Source organism: Huintestinicola butyrica (assembly GCF_025567215.1).
Taxonomy (GTDB): Bacteria; Bacillota; Clostridia; order Oscillospirales; family Ruminococcaceae; genus Huintestinicola; species Huintestinicola butyrica.
Genome location: NZ_JAOQKB010000002.1, coordinates 156,383 through 173,727, shown reverse-complemented (window position 1 = coordinate 173,727; position 17,345 = coordinate 156,383). Strand labels below are relative to the sequence as shown.

12 protein-coding genes are annotated in these 17,345 nt (G+C 47.0%); all 12 read left to right on the top strand.

The window, feature by feature from the left end; genetic code table 11:
- The first annotated feature begins 1 nt into the window (after position 1).
- Positions 2-3,151, top strand: coding sequence for an ABC transporter permease (locus tag OCV68_RS03005; RefSeq protein WP_262570608.1), 3,150 nt, complete (start codon positions 2-4; stop codon positions 3,149-3,151).
- Positions 3,152-3,323: 172 nt separating this feature from the next.
- Entirely contained in the window at positions 3,324-4,955 is a 1,632-nt protein-coding gene (locus tag OCV68_RS03000; protein WP_147621234.1) for a SulP family inorganic anion transporter, read from the top strand.
- 254 nt (positions 4,956-5,209) lie between these two features.
- Positions 5,210-7,027 carry a sensor histidine kinase gene (locus OCV68_RS02995; protein WP_262570605.1) on the top strand — a complete coding sequence of 606 codons (1,818 nt, stop codon included), beginning with the start codon at positions 5,210-5,212 and terminating at the stop codon, positions 7,025-7,027.
- Positions 7,028-7,054: 27 nt separating this feature from the next.
- Positions 7,055-8,563 carry a response regulator transcription factor gene (locus OCV68_RS02990; protein ID WP_262570602.1) on the top strand — a complete coding sequence of 503 codons (1,509 nt, stop codon included), beginning with the start codon at positions 7,055-7,057 and terminating at the stop codon, positions 8,561-8,563.
- A gap of 200 nt (positions 8,564-8,763) precedes the next feature.
- Positions 8,764-9,603, top strand: coding sequence for a sulfide/dihydroorotate dehydrogenase-like FAD/NAD-binding protein (locus OCV68_RS02985; protein WP_022475445.1), 840 nt, complete (start codon positions 8,764-8,766; stop codon positions 9,601-9,603).
- A 1-nt stretch (position 9,604) separates the two neighbouring features.
- Positions 9,605-10,993: an NADPH-dependent glutamate synthase gene (gltA, locus tag OCV68_RS02980; protein WP_262570598.1), complete on the top strand. Its 1,389-nt coding sequence runs from the start codon at positions 9,605-9,607 to the stop codon at positions 10,991-10,993.
- A 269-nt stretch (positions 10,994-11,262) separates the two neighbouring features.
- Positions 11,263-11,838, top strand: coding sequence for a helix-turn-helix domain-containing protein (locus OCV68_RS02975; protein WP_262570597.1), 576 nt, complete (start codon positions 11,263-11,265; stop codon positions 11,836-11,838).
- A 14-nt stretch (positions 11,839-11,852) separates the two neighbouring features.
- On the top strand, positions 11,853-11,999 hold the full coding sequence (locus OCV68_RS02970) for a DUF6019 family protein (RefSeq protein WP_178724306.1): 147 nt from the start codon (positions 11,853-11,855) through the stop codon (positions 11,997-11,999).
- 123 nt (positions 12,000-12,122) lie between these two features.
- Positions 12,123-13,076 carry an RluA family pseudouridine synthase gene (locus OCV68_RS02965; RefSeq protein WP_262570592.1) on the top strand — a complete coding sequence of 318 codons (954 nt, stop codon included), beginning with the start codon at positions 12,123-12,125 and terminating at the stop codon, positions 13,074-13,076.
- Between the two features lie 180 nt (positions 13,077-13,256).
- The gene (locus tag OCV68_RS02960) at positions 13,257-13,733 is read left to right on the top strand and encodes a MarR family winged helix-turn-helix transcriptional regulator (protein WP_262570590.1); all 477 of its coding nucleotides are present in this window, start codon (positions 13,257-13,259) and stop codon (positions 13,731-13,733) included.
- Between the two features lie 21 nt (positions 13,734-13,754).
- Positions 13,755-15,485: an ABC transporter ATP-binding protein gene (locus OCV68_RS02955; RefSeq protein WP_262570588.1), complete on the top strand. Its 1,731-nt coding sequence runs from the start codon at positions 13,755-13,757 to the stop codon at positions 15,483-15,485.
- Positions 15,485-17,345, top strand: a 1,861-nt coding sequence (locus tag OCV68_RS02950; protein WP_262570586.1) for an ABC transporter ATP-binding protein, incomplete at its 3' end; no start/stop codon positions are given. The genes OCV68_RS02955 and OCV68_RS02950, both read left to right, overlap by 1 nt.

Sequence of the window (17,345 nt, the reverse complement as noted above, 5' to 3'; positions counted from 1 at the left end):
TATGAAGAAAAATATGCTTTTACTGAATACGGTCAGAGGTGTAAAGAAATCTCCCGGAAGATTTGTGGCGATCCTTACTATCATTGCGATAGGCTGTGCGTTTTATGCAGGTTTAAGCGCAGTATCAACTGACCTTAAAAATTCCGGCTGGAAGTATTACAGGGAATATGCCCTTGCGGACGTTCAGATTAAATCCACGCTGGGCTTTAACGGCGATGAAATAGAAAAGCTTTCCGACGGTGAGCATTTTGACAGCGGATATGCAGGCTATTCGGCAGACCTATTTGTGGAAAACAACGGCGGTCAGTCGGCTGTAACAGTGCTTTCCTATTCGGCAGATCAGCCGCTCAACAAGCTTTATCTTATGGAGGGCAGACTTCCCGAAAAGGCAGGGGAGTGCGTTGCCGATTATGATTCCATGCACAAGATATCCTTTAAAATAGGAGATACCGTAAAGCTTTCTGCTGACGGCGACAATGATGTGGCTGACTATTTAAATCAGTCGGAATATACCGTGGTGGGCCTTGTAAAATCTCCCGTGTATGTTTCATATGAGCGAGGCTCCACAACTATCGGAACAGGCTCCGTAAGTGCATTTATCTACGTCCCCGAGGAAAACTTTGCCTATGACGCTTATACCGACCTTTACCTTTCGGTAACAGGGGCTATGGACGAAAGCGTCAAGCCTTTTTCAGATGAATACAACGATATCGTAGCCGCTGCCGAGGAATACGCCGAGGGAATGTCAGCTCAGCTTCTCAGCGAGCGTTCGGACGAGATACGTGCCGATGCAGATGAGCAGATAGCCGATGCAAAGGAAAAGCTGGCGGACGGTCAGAAAAAATATGACGACGCCAAAAAGGACTATGACAAGGGTCTGAACGAGTACAACAAGTCCTACAGTCAGATAAACGAGCAGAAAAAAGAGCTTACCGATGCCAAAAAGGATATCGAGGACGGCAGAAAAGAGCTGGCAGAGAATGAGGAAAAGATGAACGCCCTTGCCGCCACCTGCACTCAGATAGACGATATCCTGAAAATATACGAAAAGGCATACGTCAAAGTGCTTCCCGAGGAGCTTCTCAACGAGTCAAGAAGTATCCAGCAGGTGTATGACGATAATGACATTGAGGCTTCCATATCCGACCTTCTGGCGGTTTTCATAATCACAAATCCCGATAAGGATCTCCAGTCAAAGACCGCCGCTCAGGCAGCCATAACAGGCGTAAACGAGCAGGTGAGAGCAGCTTCCGCAGGTGCACTGGAGCAGATATCCGCCCAGAAATGGCAGCTTGACAAGAGCGAAGAGGAAATAGACAAGGGCCTTGAAGAGCTTTCCGCTTATGACAGCGACCTTGCTAAAGCAAAGCATGAACTGGACAGCGGCAAGAAAAAGCTGGACGAGGCTCAGGCTGATATAGACAGCGCTAATGCAGAGATAGCCGATGCTGAAAGCGAGCTTGAGGATAAGCTTGCCGATGGCGAGTGGTACGTGTGGAACAGGGACGAGTTCAATCCCGGCTGCATGAGCTACGGCAGAGATGCGGAAAGGATAGACTCCATTGCCGCAGTTTTCCCCGTGTTCTTTATACTGGTTGCAGCTCTGGTTTGCTGCACCACCATGTCAAGAATGGTCGAGGAGCAGCGCACAGAGGTTGGAACTCTCAGGGCACTGGGCTACGGCACAGGCTCCATAATCCTGCAATATGTATTGTATGCGGCTATAGCAAGCGTTGTGGGCAGCCTTGCGGGAACAGCCATAGGTCTGGCGCTGTTGCCGAGGATAATCTTCATCTGCTATCAGACGATGTATAATTATCCCATATTTGAAGCGCCGTTCATGCCCTCATATGCACTGGGCTGCATGGGCGTATCACTGCTGTGTACATCGCTTTCTGCGGTATATACCTGTGCAAACGAGCTTCTGGAATATCCCGCAAAGCTTATCCGTCCAAAGCCCCCGAAGAATGGCAAAAGGATACTGCTTGAAAAGATAACACCCATCTGGAAGCACTTTTCATTCAGCAGCAAGGTAACTTTCAGAAATCTTTTCAGATACAAGAGCAGATTTTTCATGACAGTTATAAGCATAGGCGGCTGTACAGCCCTTATGCTTACAGCATTCGGATTAAAGGAAGCCATTGCCTGCATTGCAGAAAAGCAGTATGACGATATCTTCCTTTACGATGCTATCGCAGTTATCGGCAGCGATGTTCCCGAGGATGACCTTGCGCACATCGAGGACGTTATAAACGGCGAAAGTGCTATCATTTCACATATGAGCGCCGTTCAGGAGACACACGACGTTTATTCCGAAGGCGGCAATATGGAGGGCTATATCCTTGCCCTTGATGATGTTGCTGACATGGACGATTACGTTCAGCTCCAGAACAGAAAGAGCGGAGAGCATCTTTACATTGAGGACGGCAAGGTGATAATCACCGAGAAAATGGCAAGGGTGCTTGGTGTAAAGGAAGGCGACTTTGTAACTATTGACGGTGCATCTGGCCCCGCAGAGGTATCGGGCATTGCAGAAAACTACACCTTCCACTATGTCTATATGACAAGGGACACTTACACCTCTCTCTTCGGCGAGACCGACGACAACCTTATCCTGATAAACACAGGGGAAACTCCCGAAAAATCCGAAAGAGACAGAATAACCTCCGAGCTTATTTCCTGCGACGGAATAATCTCATCGTCCTTTATGTATGACGGAACGGGAACGTTCAGAACACTGGTATCAAGCCTTGACCTTATAGTTCTTGTCATCATAATTTTTGCGGGAGCGCTTGCTCTTGTAATACTCTTCAACCTGGCAAACATTAACATCAACGAGCGAATAGGGGAGCTTGCCACCATAAAGGTGCTGGGCTTTTTTGACGGCGAGGTGGGAGCGTACATTTACCGTGAGAACACCATTTCCTCCATAATCGGCATTGCCTTTGGACTGGTAGGCGGAATTTTCCTTGAAAGCTTTGTTGTAGGCAAGTCCGAGGTAGATGAAGTAATGTTCTCGCCCGATATACCTTGGTTCTGCTTCGTGCTGGCAGCGGCGGTAATGGTCATCTTCACAGTGCTTGTAAACTTCCTGCTGTATTTCAGACTCAAAAAGATAGATATGACATCTTCACTCAAGGCTATTGAGTGATATTGCCATAAAGCATTTACCGATAGTCAAAGGTTTTGTACAGCATATACATTGACAATTTTTTCACAGGGTAATATAATATTTTAGTGACGTGCCATTCACGGCAGCATCTTTCAGAGGTGCTGCCACTGGCACTTTTTTATGTTTGGGAGATCATGGAGGAAAAAGAAAAATGTTCAGGCAATTTGCAGAAATGCTGAAAAGAGAATTTAAGGGGTACAACGGCAAGAAATTCGGAAAAGACGTTCTTGCAGGCGTAACAGTCGCAGCCGTGGCTCTGCCGCTGGCACTGGCATTCGGCGTAAGCTCGGGAGCTACCGCAGCTTCGGGACTTGTTACCGCAATAATATCGGGACTTATCATCGGCGCACTTTCGGGCGCTTCCTATCAGATAAGCGGCCCCACAGGAGCTATGACAGCCATACTTGTTTCACTGGTGGCTCAGTACGGAATGCAGGGTGTTTTCATCGCAAGCTTATTGGCAGGCATCATACTGCTGCTGTGCGGCATATTCAAGCTGGGCGGACTGGTTTCATACCTGCCCTCGCCTGTTATCACAGGCTTTACCAGCGGTATCGCCATTATCATCGCCCTCGGTCAGATAGATAACCTTACCGGCATGAAGTCCGTGGGACTTAACAACCTGGAAAAGATAGCAAGCTATTTCACAACGCCTCAGAGCTTCAATCTTACAGCGTTCATTATCGGCGTTTGCGTTATAGTTTTCATGTTTGTATATCCTCAGAAGCTGAGCCAGTATTGCCCGGGTTCACTGGCAGCAATTATTCTTGCCACCGCAGCAAACTTTATCTTCAACTTTGATGTAAGCGTTGTCGGTGAGATACCAAAAACAATTTTCCTTGCTGACAGACTTGACATTACCAAGATAAATTTCAGCGAGTTTGGCAACTTTGTTGTTCCCGCTGTTTCCATTGCGGCTCTGGGACTTATTGAGTCCCTGCTCTGCGGAGCTTCCGCAGGACGAATGAAGAATGAAAAGCTCAATGCGGATATCGAGCTTACCGCACAGGGAATAGGAAATATCCTGCTGCCCTTCTTCGGCGGAGTTCCCGCAACGGCAGCTATCGCCAGAACCAGTGTTGCCATAAAGAGCGGCGGAGAGACACGTCTTACTTCCGTTATCCACGCTGTTGTACTGCTGCTTTCCATGTTCGTTCTCGGCGGCGTAATGTCTATGATACCTCTTTCAGCTCTTGCAGGCGTGCTTATCGTAACTGCATGGAGAATGAACGAGTGGAAGACCATAAAGTCCATTTTCAGCAAAAAGCTCAAAACAGCCATTGCACAGTTCATTATCACAATGACAGCTACCGTTGTGTTTGACCTTACAAAGGCTATCCTTATCGGCGTTGTGTTCTCGCTTATCCTCTTTGTTGTAAAGGTATCCGATATGCAGGTAACGGTTGCCGAGGTCGATCCTGATAAGCTTGACGAGGATAACGTTGACCCCGAAAAGCTCAAATACACCAGCGTTGTTTATATCACGGGACCCCTTTATTTCGGAACCTGCGCAAAGCTGGAGGACAAGGTATCCTCTCTCGGTGACAGCTACAACATAATCTTCTCAATGAGAGGCGTTACCGTTGCGGATATCTCGGGAATAGAAGCCCTCCACGAATACTGCGAGAGACTTATCTCCCAGGGAAGAATGGTATATTTCTCCTGCGTTCAGCCGGGAGTTATGGACCTCTTTGAAAGAACAGGACTGAAGCAGGAGCGTTTCAAGCACGATATGTTCTTCTGGAGCACCGACAAGGTGTTCGAGCACATCTCAAATCTTTAAGAACCCGTCTTCACAAGCATATGCGCACGTTTTTTCGGCAAATTTTGCCGCAGACTGCGTTAAAAATCCTTGCCGGGCGAAAGCCCGCCTGCGGATTTTTGCCTACTCTGCAACAAAATTATGCTCGAAAATCCGCACACATTTCTTATGAAGACAGGTTCTAATATCTGCGTAAGGCGTGGTAAATTTATCACGCCTTTTTTATTTATTTGCACTTGAAAAAGACAGCAAAATATGCTAAAATAAAATCACATATGCGGCAAAAGGAGGAAAATATCATCAAAGACGGTACTAAAAGCTTTCCCATAAGAAATCAGATGGTAATGATGTTTTTCATCGTTATACTTCCCCTTTTTGCAGCCAGCGTAATGCTGCTGGTGAATATGCGTACCATAATCAAGGATCAGACACTGAGCAGCACTGTCAGCAGCTCCAACAGCATTCGTTACCGCACCATGGATATGGTGGAGTCCACTGACAGCATAATGCGTATGTTTGCAGGCAGCGGCGAGCTGAAAAGCTTCCTTGAAAAGCGCTCCTCGGAAAAGTCCGAGTATTATGATTTCTATGCCAAGAATATCCATGTGCAGTATGTTCAGGCTTCCCCGCAGGTGAGCAACATATACGTTTTCATCAACAGGAACGAGTTCGTGTATAACTCCAACTATATCTATGCGGACGAAAGCGTGCTTACCCAGAAATGGTACAATTCTGCTGCACAGGACCCAAGCACAGCCGTGTGGGACATTATCAAAAGCCCTACGGACGGCAAGTATTATCTTGGCTGTGCTCAGGCGATAACCGATACCTCCAACGAGACCGTTACCGCTGTGGCTGTGGCGGTCATATCCGATGAATGGCTTATGCGTGTCATGCCCGACGAGCATATAAGAACGGTAATGTGCGTGGGCGGAAAGGCATTTTTCAGCGATTTTGCCGAGATAGTCAAGGGCGACAGCGTGTCGGGGGACAATGACCTTAACGTTAACGACATCTCCAAGACCTATGACTATGGCTTCTGGGGATATGACGGCTACACGGTGCTGAATAACTTCACCATAAACCACAATGCGGATTTTCAGCTGGTCATGCTCATTCCAAACTCCTACATAAACTACTCTCTCAGCAGGCTTTCTGTGGTTTACGGCGGCTACTGCGGACTTATGCTCATACTTTCCCTGCTGATAATCATACTTTTCACCAGTGTGTTCTCACGTCGGATAAAGCTTCTCAGCGAGAAGATGCACGCAGTTGCGGAGGGCGATATCAACGTCACCTTCAACGACAAGGGCGGTGACGAGATAGCCGACCTTTACAGCGACCTTAACCAGATGATCTCCAGTATGCAGAAGATGATGGACGACATCTATCAGGCAAAGCTCCAGAACGAGGCATTCAAGTTCGACCAGATGGAGGCTGAGTTCAAAGCCCTTGCCAGCCAGATAAATCCCCACTTCCTGTACAATACCCTTGAAACCATCAGAATGAAGGCGTACTGCAACAACGACAAGGAAACCGCCGATCTGGTAAAGAAGCTGGGCAAGTTCATGCGCCGCTGCCTTGAATTCAAGGACGGCGAGGTAACGCTCCGCTCCGAGCTGGAGTTCACAAACAGTTATCTGGAGCTTCAGACCGCACGATTCGGCGACAGAGTTTCCTACAGCATTTATTCCGAGGTCTCCAAGGATTATATGATACTGCCCCTGCTGATTCAGCCCGTTGTGGAGAACGCATTCGTCCACGGCATCGAGGGCTGCAAGTCCAACGGACATATCGATATAAAGGTATATTATCACAACGACTGCGTTGTTATCGACGTTTCGGACAACGGCAGCGGAATAACCCCCGAAAGGCTTGCGGAGCTTGAAGAAAAGCTCAGGCGCAACGATACCTCTTCGGGCAAGAGCATCGGTCTTACAAATGTAAACAAGAGAATAAAAATGTATCACGGCGAGCAGTACGGCTTGTCCATAAAAACGGCTCCCGAGGCGGGAACCACCATAAGGATAACTCTCCCGAGAAATCCTGTTCAGAAAAAGATCACTGTTCAGGATACGGACAAGGAAAAGTAACGTATCCTCAGGAAAGGCGGTTATAATATGTTCAAGGTTTTACTTGTTGATGACGAGCCTAATGTTCGTCAGGGCATAAAAATGATGATCCCGTGGGACGAGATAGACTGCGAGGTGATAGGAGAAGCGGACGACGGCGATGACGGACTTAACAAGATAATGATGCACCAGCCCGATATAGTTATCGCAGATATAAAAATGCCCGGAAAGACAGGCATTGAGATGACGGAAGCCGCAAAGGCGCTGGGCTTCAAGGGCAAGGTGCTGATACTTTCCGGCTATTCGGATTTTTCCTATGCCAAGACCGCCATTGCGCTGGGTGTAGAGAATTTTATCCTCAAACCCGTTGACGAGGACGAGCTTATCGAAGCCATAAAGACGGCAGGGAAGAAGATAAAGAGTGAGCGTGAGCACAGATACAAGCAGGAGATAGGCAGGGAATACCTTAATGAGCAGCTTGTCAAGGGGCTTTTTGCGGGTGACCCCATCCATGTGGCAGCTGCCGTAGATGAATATGATTTTCCAAGCTACTGCGCCGCTATCGTCTGCTCCGACGGCAGTCATCCCGAGCAGTCTGCCGACTATAACACAGTCCGCCGCTTCTATGACGCTCTTAACAACGTGGATATAGTTTCGGTGGATATAAGCGGTGCGCTGGGAATACTTTTCAAGGGCTGGAAATATACCGATGTTATGATGTCCCTTGAAAAGCTGCGCAAGGAGCTTTCTCCCGAAGCGTTTATTTCCTGCGGCTGCAATGTAAGCTCTCCGGCAGAGATATGCGTTTCATATTCCGAGGCGGCTGATTTCTACCGCAAGAGATTTATCTTCCATCACTGCGGCGTGGCAAGCACCGAGGTGTTCAAAAAGAGCCGCACCGCCGAGGATATCGACTTTGCCGACAGGATATACGCATACATGGAGATAAACGATACCGAAAAGCTCAACGGCGTTCTTGACAGATTTATGGAGTCCATGCTCACTGCGGACAATACTCCCGAAAAGGCTAAGATAAGCTGTATCACCATGCTTATGGACGTGCGCTCCCAGATGAGCAGAAGCGCTGCGGACAAAAAGCCCGAGAACATGATAAGCGATGATTTTGTAAATGAGATAAGCGATATGCACAGCCTGAGCCAGATGGTGGAGGCTATCAGAACAAAGCTCACCGATATCTCTGATGCCTGCTTCGGCAAGACCACAAAGAGCACCATGGAGCGTGTGGTCCAGTATATCAGAGCAAACTACAACCGTGAGCTTCGCCTTGAAATGCTGGCAGGGATCTTCGGCTACAACAGCGCATATCTTGGCAAGGTGTTCCACCAATATACAGGCGATAACTTCAACAACTATCTCGATGAGATACGTATTTCAGAAGCAAAGCGCCTGCTTGCCATGGACGAATACAGGGTGTATGAGGTGGCTGAAATGGTGGGCTACTCAAACATCAACTATTTCCACAACAAATTCAAGAAATATGTGGGCATGAGTCCATTGAGCTACAAAAAGCAGTTCGGCGGCGGAAAGGACGAATAAGCCTGCATATTTGACAATTCAGAATAAGGGTATGTATAATGTTATATACCCTTATTCTTTTTTTATATTTCTAAAAACGGGCTGTGTATGTTAAGATAAATATATATGCAGAAAATGCGGAATCATACGGCATTTTGATAAATTTTCAGGGATATTTGCCGCCTTCCGTACTGCTTTTTTAAACGAAAGGACAGTGTGAAATGTATAAAATCGTTAGAAAAAAAGCATTAAACCCCACTGTAACACTTATGGATATCGAAGCTCCCGCAGTTGCAAAAAAGGCGGAGCCCGGTCAGTTCATCATTCTCAGAACAGATGAGAACGGCGAGAGAATCCCCCTTACAGTAGCTGATTTTGACAGGGAAAAGGGTACTGTTACCATTATCTTCCAGATAGTTGGTGCAACTACCGAAAAGCTTAATCATATGAACGAGGGCGAATGTCTTCATGACTTTGCAGGCCCTCTCGGCAGAGCAACTCATACAGAAGGTCTCAAGAAGGTAGCTGTTGTAGGCGGCGGTGTTGGCTGTGCTATCGCATACCCCGTTGCAAAGAAGCTCCATCAGGTAGGCTGCGAGGTGCATTCCATCGTCGGCTTCAGAAACAAGGACCTTGTTATCCTTGAAGATGAGTTCAAGGCTTGCTCCGACAAGCTCTGCATGATGACAGATGACGGTTCCTACGGCACAAAGGGTCTTGTTACCAATGCCCTCAAGGAGCTTATCGACAGCGGCGAGCAGTATGACGAAGTAATCGCTATCGGTCCCCTGATAATGATGAAATTCGTTGCTGCCACCACTAAGGAATACGGTATCAAGACCGTTGTTTCCATGAACCCCATTATGATCGACGGCACAGGAATGTGCGGCGGATGTCGTCTTTCCGTTGGCGGCGAGACAAAGTTTGCCTGCGTTGACGGCCCCGAGTTCGACGGTCACCTTGTTGATTTCGACGAGGCTATGAGACGTTCCACAATGTACAAGCCTTTTGAAAAAAGAAAGTACGAAGAAACCTGCAATCTTTTCAAGGAGGTAAAGTGAAATGCCTAATATGTCTCTTAAAAAGAACCCCATGCCCTCTCAGGAGCCTGATGTAAGAAACAAGAACTTCCTGGAGGTAGCACTGGGCTATACAGCTGATATCGCAGTTGACGAGGCACAGAGATGTCTCCACTGCAAGGCTATGCCCTGCGTTTCGGGCTGCCCCGTAAATATTGATATCCCAGGCTTTATCAAGGAGATCGCTGACGGCAACTTTGAGGGCGCATACAGCGTTATCTCCAAGTCCAGCTCCCTCCCCGCAGTCTGCGGTCGTGTATGCCCCCAGGAGAACCAGTGCGAGGGCAAGTGCGTAAGAGGAAAGAAGGGCGAGGCTGTAGCTATCGGCCGTCTGGAAAGATTTGCAGCTGACTATCACAACGCAAACTTCAAGGGCGAGCCTGAGATGCCCGCTTCCAACGGCAAAAGAGTTGCTGTTATCGGCGCAGGTCCTGCAGGTCTTACCTGTGCAGGCGACCTGGCAAAGAGAGGCTACAAGGTAACTGTATTCGAGGCGCTCCACCTTGCAGGCGGCGTTCTGGTTTACGGTATCCCCGAGTTCAGACTTCCCAAGAGCATCGTTCAGCACGAGATCGACGGTCTCAAGGCTATCGGCGTTGATATCGAAACAAATATGATAATCGGCAAGACCGTTACCATTGACGAGCTGTTTGAAAGCGGCTATGAGGCTGTGTTCATCGGTTCAGGCGCAGGTCTGCCCAGATTTATGAACATTCCCGGTGAGAACTACAAGGGTGTTTATTCCGCAAATGAGTTCCTTACCAGAGTTAACCTTATGAAGGCTTATAAGCCCGACAGCGATACTCCCGTCAAGGAGAACAAGAGAGTAGCAGTAGTCGGCGGCGGTAACGTTGCTATGGACGCTGCAAGATGCGCAAAGCGTCTCGGCGCAGAAGAGGTTTACATAGTTTACCGCCGTGGCGAGGCTGAGCTTCCTGCCCGTGCAGAGGAGATCGAGCACGCTAAGGAAGAGGGCATCATCTTCAAGACCCTTACCAACCCCACCGAGATACTTGGCGATGAGAACGGCTTTGTAAGCGGAATCAAGTGCGTATCCATGGAGCTTGGCGAGCCTGACGAGTCGGGCAGAAGACGTCCTGTTGTAAAGGAAGGCTCCGAGCATACCGTTGATGTTGACTGCGTTATCATGTCCATAGGTACATCTCCCAACCCCCTCATCAGAAACACTACAGAGGGACTTGAAACCAACAAGCACGGCTGTATCGTTACCAAGGACGAAAGCGGTCTTACCTCCCGTGAGGGCGTTTATGCAGGCGGCGATGCCGTAACAGGCGCAGCTACCGTTATCCTCGCAATGGGCGCAGGCAAATCCGCAGCTCAGGCTATTGACGAGTATCTTCTTAATAAGTAAGAGATAACCTTTCACCGTATCCGTTCTGCGGGTACGGTGAATTTTTTTGAGCTGTCTTGATTTTTTTTAGTTGATATGGTATAATGATTCAATGTTTTTATCACGATAAATCGGAATTATAGGAATCGAATTTCTGTGGGAAAAAGCGTTTTCAAGCCAAGTAAAAGTCCTTTGACATTTAAAAAAACGAAAAAATTACAGTTGTCAAAAGGTTTTGATAGACAAAACACGCTGCTTTGATTAAAATAAAAATGAAGGAGGCAGATAATATGGAGCTTGGAAGTCAGATAAAAAAACATCGCAATGAATTATCATTATCACAGGAAGAACTGGCAGAAAAAGTATATGTATCAAGGCAAACTATCTCTAACTGGGAGAATGATAAAAGCTATCCCGATGTAAACAGTCTTGTTCTTTTGAGCGAAGTATTTAATGTCTCAATTGATAATTTGATCAAAGGAGATATTGAAATCATGAAAGAACAGATCAGCTCTGAAGACAGAAAGACATTTGAAAGCTTAAGTCGTATCTACGCAGTCTTGTTTTTATTGGCAATGCTTTCACCAATACCGCTGTTCCATTTTTTGAGCTTAGCGGGTATTGTCATCTGGGTCGTGTTAATGGGTGTTACACTTTATATGGCGTTCAGACTGGAAAAAATGAAAAAACAGTTTGATATTCAGACATATAGGGAGATAGTTGCGTTTTCCGAGGGTACGAGGCTTGATGATATTGCCAAAGCCAGGGAAGAAGGTAAAAGACCCTATCAAAAGGTTTTACTTGCCTTGGGTTCAGGTATTTTAACACTTATTATTTCAATTTCATTTGTTATGCTGCTCAAATAATGGAGGATAAAAATATGATTGGGGAAGAGCTTGGAATCAGCTTTGGAACGGCAATTTTGGTTTTAATTGCATTATATTTTGTAATTAAGTGGGCTGTAAAAAACGGAATAGAAGAAGCATATGAGGATATTACAAAAAAAAGATCTGGAAGAAGATATTAAATAACTTACTGAGGAATAGTCAAATTCCAATTTATAGAGTAGCTGCATTCCTCCAATCGACCCAAAAGTTAAATTACGTTAATCTGTAAAAACCAATATTATTTACAAGGAAGATATCAGCCAATGAAAAAATACATTATCAATTCCAACGACGCAGGACAGCGTGTGGATAAGTTCATACAGAAAGCAGCTCCAAGCCTGCCCCAGAGCTTGATGTACAAGGGCATACGCACGAAAAATATCAAGCTCAACCGCAAGCGCTGCGAGATATCCACCCGACTTTCCGAGGGCGATGTGCTGGAGCTGTATCTGCCCGATGAATTTTTCGGCAGTGATGAAAAGGAGTACGAGTTCCTTAAAGCCCCTGCGGATATCACCGTGGTGTATGAGGACGAAAATATCCTGCTGATGGATAAGAAAAACGGACTTGTTGTCCATGAGGATAACGACGGTTCCGTAGATACCCTTGTGAACCGTATGCTCCACTATCTTTATGCAAAAGGGGAGTATGACCCTGCGGACGAAAACAGCTTTACTCCCGCCCTCTGCAACCGCCTTGACAGGAACACGGGTGGTATTGTCATAGCCGCAAAAAATGCCGAATCTTTGCGTATCCTCAACCAGAAGATAAAGGACAGGGAGCTGGAGAAAAAGTATCTTTGTATCCTTGTGGGAGTTCCGCCCAAAAAGTCGGACACCCTTACCCATTATCTTTTCAAGGACAGCAAGACAAATACCGTTACCGTTTCCGACAAAAAAACAGCCTCCAACAAGACTATAATAACAAAGTACCGTGTGCTCAGGACCGACGGCACTCTTACCCTTGCGGAAATAGAGCTGATGACGGGCAGAACTCACCAGATAAGGGCGCATATGGCATATATCGGCTGCCCTCTGCTGGGTGACGGAAAGTACGGCATCAACAGGGTGAACCGAAGCTATAACATCAAAACTCAGGCGCTTTATTCCTACAAGCTGAAATTTGATTTCACCACCGACAGCGGCATTCTCTCGTATCTTAACGGCAGGGAGTTCACCGCAGAAAACGTGTGGTTTGCGGACAAATTTGTTAAATAGCACAAACTTTTTGCCTTGGAAATGTGCAGTATTGTGCAAAGGGCAGTTCTTGAAATTGTGTTCTTTTGTTCACAAATTACCTGTTGAATATGATTTTATATTCCGCTATAATAAATGTTAGACTTCTAACTGATAGATGTCTAACATTTTTCTTTTTCTTGGAATAAAGGAGCTGATGAAATGGAAAATGCCGACTGCGGCTATAGAAATGAGGATGAGCATATCGGCAGATACATAAATCATCTTTCCAAAACATTGCGCTATACCACCAATGCCATGATGATGAAACAGGGCGAGATAATAACAGGGGAGCAGTGCAGGATAATTTTCTATATAGCTCACCGCACGGCCCACGGCGAATGTGTGTATCAGCGTGATCTTGAAGATGATTTCGGGGTAAAGCGCTCATCCGTAGCGAGCATTCTGGGAAATCTTGAAAAAAGCGGGTACATTGCAAGAAGCGTCTGCGAGGAGGACGCACGCATCAAGAGGATAACCCTTACCGAAAAGGGACTTCGCACAAGCAAGCAGATGTACGATAACATCTGCCGTTTGGAGCAGTATCTCTCAAACGGTATGACATCTCATGAGCGTGAAGAGTTCATACGCCTGATGAAGCTTGCAATAGAAAATTTAGAGAAATTCAAAGAAGAATAACTACAAAGGAGTGGTCAACAGATGCTGAAAAAGCTTCTCGCCTGTGTGGGCGAGTACAAAAAATATACCATTCTCACGCCTGTGGTAATGATAGGCGAGGTACTGATGGAAGTTCTTATACCATTGGTAATGGCAAAGATAGTGGACGTGGGAATTGCCAACGGCGATGTGGCGTTCACAGTAAAAATGGGACTTATCATGGTCTCCATGGCAATATTCTCCCTTTGCTGCGGCGCACTGGGCGGAAAGTTTGCCGCAAAGGCAGGCATGGGCTTTGCTAAGAATGTAAGAAAGAAGCTTTTTGACAAGGTTCAGGATTTTTCCTTTGCAAACGTGGATAAGTTCTCCACAGCTTCTCTGGTAACAAGACTTACCACTGACGTTACAAACGTTCAGAACACCTTTATGATGATAATCAGAATGGCGGTACGTGCGCCTTTCATGCTTATCGTCGCACTTATAATGTCGATCTCCCTCAATGCAGAGCTGGCAGTTGTGTTCCTGGTCGCTATCCCCGTTCTGGGCGTTGCAGTGGGACTTATCACAACAAAGGCATTCCCCAGATTTGAGAAAATGCTTGAAAAGTATGACTCCCTCAACTCCAAGGTACAGGAAAACCTTATCGGTATCAGAGTTGTAAAGGCATTCGTAAGAGAAAGGTTTGAGGGCAAGAAGTTCGTAGCTTCCGCTGACGATGTAAGAGCCGCTCAGGTAAATGCCGAAAAGCTCGTTATTCTGGGTCAGCCCGCAATGCAGATAATTATGTATGCCTGCATCGTTGCCGTTATCTATTTCGGCGGAAATATGGTTATCGGCGGTACATTCCTTGTCGGTGAGCTTTCCAGCTTCATCAGCTACGTAACTCAGATACTTATGTCCCTTATGATGCTCTCCATGATCTTCGTTATGACAACTATCTCCCTCGCTTCCATGCACAGAATAGTTGAGATATTCGATGAAGTTCCCGAGATCAGAGATGACGATGCAGACCCCGCACTTGTTCCCGCAGACGGAAGCATCAGATTCAACAATGTTTCTTTCAGCTATGCAAAGGACGAGGATAACCTCACTGTAAAGAATATCAATCTTGATATCAAGTCTGGCGAGACCATCGGCGTTATCGGCGGAACCGGTTCGGCAAAGAGTACCCTTGTTCAGCTTATTCCCCGTCTCTACGATGTGCTTGACGGCAGCGTTGAGGTAGGCGGCAGAAATGTCAAGGACTACAAGCTTGATAACCTGAGAAACGAAGTTGCAATGGTTCTCCAGAAGAACGTTCTGTTCTCAGGCACTATCGAGGATAACCTCCGCTGGGGAAATGAGAACGCTACCCACGAGGAGATAGTTGAAGCGTGCAAGCAGGCACAGGCTCACGACTTTATCATGAGCTTCCCCGACGGATATAATACAGATCTGGGTCAGGGCGGCGTAAACGTGTCCGGCGGTCAGAAGCAGAGACTTTGTATCGCAAGAGCGCTTCTTAAAAAGCCCAAGATAGTTATTCTTGATGACTCCACCAGCGCAGTCGATACTGCCACCGATGCGAAGATCAGAAGCGCATTCAGGCAGGAGCTGGCAGATACCACAACGATCATCATCGCCCAGAGAATTTCCTCCGTCAGCGACGCTGACAGGATAATCGTCCTCGATAACGGCGAGATAAACGCATTCGATACTCACGATAACCTTATAAAGAATAATGAGATCTACCGTGAAGTTTACTACTCACAGCAGAAAGGAGCTGAAGAATAATGCCTCCACGTAAGCAAGGACCTATGCAGAAGCCCAAGAACGCATTCGGCGCATTCAAGAGAATACTTTCCTATATGGCAGAGTACAAGGCGCTGCTCCTGCTGGTAGTCGTTTTCATCATATGCAGCTCGCTTGCAAATGTAATAGGAACCTCTTTCCTCCAGAAAATAATAGATAATTACCTTACCCCCCTTATCAAGGACAGCGGAAATGCCGAGCTTTACCGAGGCTTTATGGCAGTTCTGGGACAGATGATGCTGGTGTATGTTATCGGTGCCCTCTGCACATTCGGATATTCAAGAATAATGCTTAATATCTCCACAAAAACACTGTTCAAGATAAGAACAGACCTGTTCACACACATGGAGACTCTCCCCATAAAGTATTTCGATACCCATACCCACGGTGAGCTTATGAGCCGCTACACCAATGATATCGATACTATCCGTGAGATGCTCTCCAACGCAGTTTCAAGCTTTATTTCTTCGGCTGTTACTATTATCGGCGTGTTCGTAATGATGGTTTACTACAGCTGGCAGCTCACTCTCGTATCTATCGGAATGCTGTTTGTCATTCTCTTCCTCACAGGAAAGATAGGCGGCAAGAGCGGTAAGTACTTCAAGGAGCAGCAGAAGGAGATAGGCGCTGTCAACGGCTACATCGAAGAGATGATAGACGGTCAGAAAGTCGTTAAGGTGTTCGTTCACGAAAAGCAGGCAAAGGAAGAATTCGAGCAGCTCAATGACCGCCTTTGCGAAGCTTCCACAAACGCAAATACCTTTGCAAATATTCTCGGCCCCGTAAACAACAACCTCGGTCACGTTCAGTATGCACTGACCGCAGTTGTGGGCGGAATACTTGCCATCAAGGGCGTTCATTCTTTCAGCGGTCCCATAATGGTCGGTACAGTCGTTGCATTCCTCCAGTACACAAGAAATTTCTCAATGCCTATTTCTCAGGTTTCACAGCTGTTCAACTCAGTTCTCTCCGCACTGGCAGGTGCCGAGCGTATCTTCAATATGATAGATGAGCCCTCCGAGGTCGATGACGGCTATGTAACTCTGGTAAATGCCAAGGAAGCTCCCGACGGAACACTTACCGAGTGCTCCGAGCGCACAGGCGTGTGGGCATGGAAGCATCCCCATAAGGCAGACGGAACCATAACCTACACCAAGGTACAGGGCAGGGTTGAGTTCGATGACGTAACCTTCGGTTACGAGGAGAACAAGACCGTTCTCAACGGAATAAGCCTTTACGCAAAGCCCGGTCAGAAGATCGCTTTCGTAGGCTCCACAGGTGCGGGAAAGACCACTATCACCAACCTGATAAACAGATTTTACGATGTGCCCGACGGAAAGATACGCTACGACGGCATCAACATCAACAAGATTAAGAAGGATGACCTGAGACGTTCGCTGTCAATGGTTCTCCAGGATACACACCTTTTCACAGGAACCGTTATGGATAATATCCGCTACGGAAAGCTTGATGCTACCGATGAAGAGGTCATCAAGGCAGCAAAGCTTGCAAATGCCGACTCCTTTATCAGACATCTGCCCGAGGGATACGATACTATGCTTTATTCCGACGGCGCAAACCTTTCACAGGGTCAGAGACAGCTTCTTGCCATTGCAAGAGCGGCCGTTGCGGATCCTCCCGTTCTTATCCTTGATGAAGCAACATCTTCCATTGATACAAGAACGGAAGCCCTCATCGAAAAGGGCATGGACAGTCTGATGGAGGGCAGAACGGTATTCGTAATCGCTCACAGACTTTCCACCGTAAGAAACTCCGATGCGATAATGGTGCTTGAACATGGAAACATCATAGAGCGTGGCAACCACGACGCACTTATTGCAG

Excerpts from the sequence above, each read along its gene's own strand:
- OCV68_RS03005 (WP_262570608.1), top strand. The coding sequence starts at position 2 with ATGAAGAAAAATATGCTTTTACTGAATACGGTCAGAGGTGTAAAGAAA.
- OCV68_RS03000 (WP_147621234.1), top strand. The coding sequence starts at position 3,324 with ATGTTCAGGCAATTTGCAGAAATGCTGAAAAGAGAATTTAAGGGGTAC.
- OCV68_RS02995 (WP_262570605.1), top strand. The coding sequence starts at position 5,210 with ATGCGGCAAAAGGAGGAAAATATCATCAAAGACGGTACTAAAAGCTTT.
- OCV68_RS02990 (WP_262570602.1), top strand. The coding sequence starts at position 7,055 with ATGTTCAAGGTTTTACTTGTTGATGACGAGCCTAATGTTCGTCAGGGC.
- OCV68_RS02985 (WP_022475445.1), top strand. The coding sequence starts at position 8,764 with ATGTATAAAATCGTTAGAAAAAAAGCATTAAACCCCACTGTAACACTT.
- gltA (WP_262570598.1), top strand. The coding sequence starts at position 9,605 with ATGCCTAATATGTCTCTTAAAAAGAACCCCATGCCCTCTCAGGAGCCT.
- OCV68_RS02975 (WP_262570597.1), top strand. The coding sequence starts at position 11,263 with ATGGAGCTTGGAAGTCAGATAAAAAAACATCGCAATGAATTATCATTA.
- OCV68_RS02970 (WP_178724306.1), top strand. The coding sequence starts at position 11,853 with ATGATTGGGGAAGAGCTTGGAATCAGCTTTGGAACGGCAATTTTGGTT.
- OCV68_RS02965 (WP_262570592.1), top strand. The coding sequence starts at position 12,123 with ATGAAAAAATACATTATCAATTCCAACGACGCAGGACAGCGTGTGGAT.
- OCV68_RS02960 (WP_262570590.1), top strand. The coding sequence starts at position 13,257 with ATGGAAAATGCCGACTGCGGCTATAGAAATGAGGATGAGCATATCGGC.
- OCV68_RS02955 (WP_262570588.1), top strand. The coding sequence starts at position 13,755 with ATGCTGAAAAAGCTTCTCGCCTGTGTGGGCGAGTACAAAAAATATACC.